This is a genomic window from Nitratireductor sp. GZWM139 (assembly GCF_030068685.1).
In the GTDB taxonomy this organism is placed as follows: Bacteria; Pseudomonadota; Alphaproteobacteria; order Rhizobiales; family Rhizobiaceae; genus Nitratireductor; species Nitratireductor aquimarinus.
On sequence record NZ_JAMQML010000041.1, the window covers coordinates 1 to 4,012 of the forward strand.

The 4,012-nt window shown below is 56.4% G+C and carries 5 protein-coding genes; 1 reads left to right on the forward strand and 4 read right to left on the reverse strand.

Going from position 1 to position 4,012, the window contains the following annotated elements:
- On the forward strand, positions 1-349 hold a 349-nt coding region (locus NDI72_RS21715), incomplete at its 5' end, for an ATP-binding protein (protein ID WP_283801767.1).
- 136 nt (positions 350-485) lie between these two features.
- On the opposite strand, the gene NDI72_RS22150 is transcribed toward NDI72_RS21715, so the two are convergent.
- The 4 genes from NDI72_RS22150 to NDI72_RS21730 form a co-directional block, all read right to left on the reverse strand.
- A complete protein-coding gene (locus NDI72_RS22150; RefSeq protein ID WP_502888439.1) occupies positions 486-992 on the reverse strand; it encodes a DUF6634 family protein in 507 nt (168 codons plus the stop codon).
- Positions 993-998: 6 nt separating this feature from the next.
- A complete protein-coding gene (locus NDI72_RS21720; RefSeq protein WP_283801768.1) occupies positions 999-2,033 on the reverse strand; it encodes a hypothetical protein in 1,035 nt (344 codons plus the stop codon).
- 173 nt (positions 2,034-2,206) lie between these two features.
- Positions 2,207-2,548: a hypothetical protein gene (locus tag NDI72_RS21725; protein ID WP_283801769.1), complete on the reverse strand. Its 342-nt coding sequence runs from the start codon at positions 2,546-2,548 to the stop codon at positions 2,207-2,209.
- Positions 2,549-3,346: 798 nt separating this feature from the next.
- Positions 3,347-3,676: a hypothetical protein gene (locus NDI72_RS21730; protein WP_283801770.1), complete on the reverse strand. Its 330-nt coding sequence runs from the start codon at positions 3,674-3,676 to the stop codon at positions 3,347-3,349.
- Between the last annotated feature and the right edge of the window lie 336 nt (positions 3,677-4,012).

Consider the following 4,012-nt stretch of genomic DNA (forward strand, 5'->3'; position numbering starts at 1 on the left):
CCGCCCCGCAGTTTCTGTGCCCCGACGAGAATTTGCAACGGAACCGAAGCAACTGGCCAAGGTTCGACTGCTGATCATCGACGAACTCGGCTACGTGCCGCTGTCGCCGACCGGAGCCGAACTGCTGTTCGAGGTCTTCTCACAGCGCTACGAACGCGGTTCGACCATCGTCACGTCGAACCTGCCCTTCGATGAATGGACCAGCGTCTTCGGCTCCGAGCGACTGACCGGCGCGCTCCTCGATCGGCTCACCCACCATGTCCATATCCTGGAAATGAACGGCGAAAGCTATCGCCTCGCACAATCCCGCAAGGCTGCCGAGCCAAACCGCGATTCCGCAACGGACTGATCCCGACGAAACGGCGCGCCTTCATACGAAGGGGCCCGATCGGGCCCCTTCGTATGACGTCATCTGGCGCATTTTTACTCCGGCCAACTGGCGCATTTTTGCTCCGGCGTTGACAACATGAACAATGAGCTTGCATCTAGTTCCGCCATTTTGAATGCTCCGCCAACCGTCGCGGTGCCCCGAGGCGATACCATCGTGACGTCGTACGTGCCCACATCTGATCGGAAGAAACCAGCTGCAGATCGGAGGTGATGATCGATCGGTCTGTACCCACAAGTTGGGGATGCCCCGTCGACAGACCAGTCAGACATGGTGCTGGTCGGCATGTCAGGGCCCATTGTTCCAGGATGGGCGCTTCTTTGGGAAGCGCCTTCTGCATTCTCCGTTGCTGTACTGCCTCCATGTCAGCGAAGAGCGTTCTGAGCCGCTGGAGCTGAAGCTCGAACCGCTCATCCTTGCTCGGCTCATTCCAGTCAAATACCAACATCGGTTTTCCAATCTTTCCTGTCTTGCTTATCCCCTCGGCAGGGCGCTGCGATTTCCTTGGGACCTGTCTGAATCGCCTTGCCGCCGAAGGTTGCACGCACTGCTTCCAGGCGACGATCTGGGCCGAGATCGTTGAGCTCGCAGATAGTGTTCCCATTTCCCATCAGCGGGTTCTTCTAGAAGCAACGCCAACAGCAAAAGCGGCCGAAAGTGATGACGCGGACGCATGAGCACCCGCTGAATTCTCCGCGTTGCCGTCTATGTCATCGAAGATTGCATCCTGCTCTTCCAGCTGATCGACTGCTTGTGGGTTGAGCTTTTCATCTTGCTCCTCGTTCCCAGGCGTCGGGCTCCTTTCTTCCTCAAAGCCACTCTGCGGTTTCTCGCCCGTCCGCCCTTTGTGTCGCTGTCCCATGATCGTTTCACAGTGTTTCTGGAGGATGGCGCGTATCTTCGCGCCATAGAGCTCACGAAGGTGCGTGATCGCATGGCCCGCACCATCAATACGCAGGAGCCAGTCAAGATCGCTGAGGCCAAGTATGCCTTCGGCCTCACTGCGGGTGTCCCCCGCCGCATCGATGATGGCAATGCTTGCGCGTGACACAGATGGGGCGTCGTACTTGCGCTCCAGCACTTCCCGGACGGCCAGTGCGCCTGCCATCATCCTGCTGCGCAGGGTGACGATCGCACATGGGCTGTAGGAAGAGGCGGTTCGCTTGATATCGAGGAGCAGCGCTTGCTGCTGTTCACGGTCGACCACCAGCAGATCAGGACGGTAATATTCACGTGTGACGACCTCCGCATCGCGCCTGATCATCGATGCCCTCGCCCAGTTATCGCGAAGGAACAGAACCTTCGCGGCTTGGTGCACTGGCAAAGGCCGCTCAAGATGAATCAGGCTGAGTTCGGGGTTCTTTCCGACAACGAGAGCTATAGCCCTTTTGAGGAGCGCTCCTTCGAGACTCGTTGCCGAGCGGACTGCGGCAAGCAACGGCTGATAGCCTTCGAAGATCGGATCTAGTTTTGCCGGACAAGCCTCGACCTGCGCAATCGTATCTGAGACGATGCGTTCAAAGTCAGAACGCAGCTCTTCCAGAATTGTCGTTGCGGCAGACGGGGTTTTCACCCCGCCCAACGTCGGAGCGTCGGAATCTGGTCGAGAAAGCCCCCTTCCCGGCTGGCGTCTGGTTGCAATCATGAGATCTCCTTGAACAACGGCAGCAAGCAGCGGTCATCGAGACCGCAACGACGGTCTCAATGTTGCCTGTGCATGGATTTTTTGGGTGCGCAGATCAGCGGTGAACGTCCCCCTCCAGTTCAGGGAGGAGGCCCGTTCAGCGACAGCTCAAAGCCAATGAAAGAACGGTTCTGCTATGCCGCGAGGCAGTAGGCGCTGATCCGTTCCGCTTCGTTGGCATCATCGATGTCATCAAGTGCGATCGCTTCGCGAAGCAGCGTCTCACGGCAGAAAGCAAGCTTCTCTTCTGCATGGCGCAGGCGACTTTCAGCAGCTTCAAGCTCAGCCGCGAGGGCGGCAATCAGGGCCGCCGCACTGGGCACATAAGATGCACGACCGAAAAGCTCGATCGCATCGTCGCTGCAGACCGTTCGATCCTCGTCCACCCAGAGCGACATCATGCTGTCAGCATGAATCCGGGGGTTCCGATACACAGTGGCTTCATTCGTCAGTTCAAAGGAAATAAAGTCTTTCATAGCCCAAGGCCTCCAATCAGGTTGCGGGTCAGGCCTTCGTGGGTGTTACAGCACCTTCGGAGGCCGCTTTCGAAGATGTGTTCCCCGAAAGCAAGGGCATCCTGGCACATAAAAGATTGCCGCGGAGCCCCTAAAATGATCGCCGATCGTTTTTCTTGCGATCGTATGGTTAACCTCCGGATCTTCTCAAGAAAGATTACGGCCTCATCTTGCATCGTATTTTGCGTGCGTGGGCAGAGTTTTCACGGGCCATCAGGGAGCAGCAATCTGGGGTTCCTGCTGCCTGTCCCTCACGTCAAACGCCGTTTGGGCGTGTAACGCTTTTCGAGCATTCAGAATCGATTGCTCACGCGTTTGAATCGAATAGCCAGAACTTGGAATCGGATTACCGCAAATCAATCTGATTTGGATTGACGTGTCAGCACGCTCATTCAATTTGGCGCGGCGTCGGAAACCCGGGTACAGACGCCAAAGGGAAATGTCGGAGAATTGCCACGGCCTCTTTTCAGACCAGGTCAACTGAAACGGGTGCAGATAAGCGATTCACCAGCAAACGCCGTTTCAGGGAGTAACGGGGGGAGAACCGAGCATTTGCGATTGGCGATCACTTGAAGATGCCATCAATCCGGTATCGAAAACCGAGCACCTGCGCGGAAAGCCGACGGCCCGATCAGCTATCAGCATCGAGATCATCATCCTTTGAAAGNAGAACCGAGCATTTGCGATTGGCGATCACTTGAAGATGCCATCAATCCGGTATCGAAAACCGAGCACCTGCGCGGAAAGCCGACGGCCCGATCAGCTATCAGCATCGAGATCATCATCCTTTGAAAGGTGGCGTTTCTGTTGGAAGGCCCACCCCGACCGGTATTTTTCGACCAGGGCATCCCATACGATCTCCGCCTCCCGCTCATCGAAACCCTGGAAAACCAGCTCCGCGACAATGTGATGTTGGAGCTCTTCAAGCCGCTCCCTCCGCTCCATGCTCAGGTTCTTCGTGATGGCAAAATGAAGCAGGGTCCTGGCTATGTCGTCTCGAGACGGTTTCCGTCGGCTCCTGCTGGCAGCCCGCAGCACCCGTTGCCGATCACGCTGTCTCGCCAAGCGCTCTTTTCTGGACTGAGCCATCCCCCCCTCCCTTCCTCACCTGTCTAGCAAACGGCGTTTAAAAACGTAACGCCTTTCCGCAAATCAGAATCGTTGGTGTCGAGTTTTGAATCGCCTTGCAGGAAATTTGAATCGGACGACCACAAATCATCTCGATTTAATCCAGTTTGATCTGAGGTGCCGGGGACGCATTTCGATTTGTGTGCCACGCGACTGGTGTCATCGCTCCCTTGATCCATCAGCACCATGAATGGCATTGCCAAGTTATTTGCCGTTGATTGCAAGAGTGGCGATTTCTCGCAATCAGGCCGTCATCTCGGCGGCATAACCGTCCCACAGGCCGAAGGCATCGGCTCT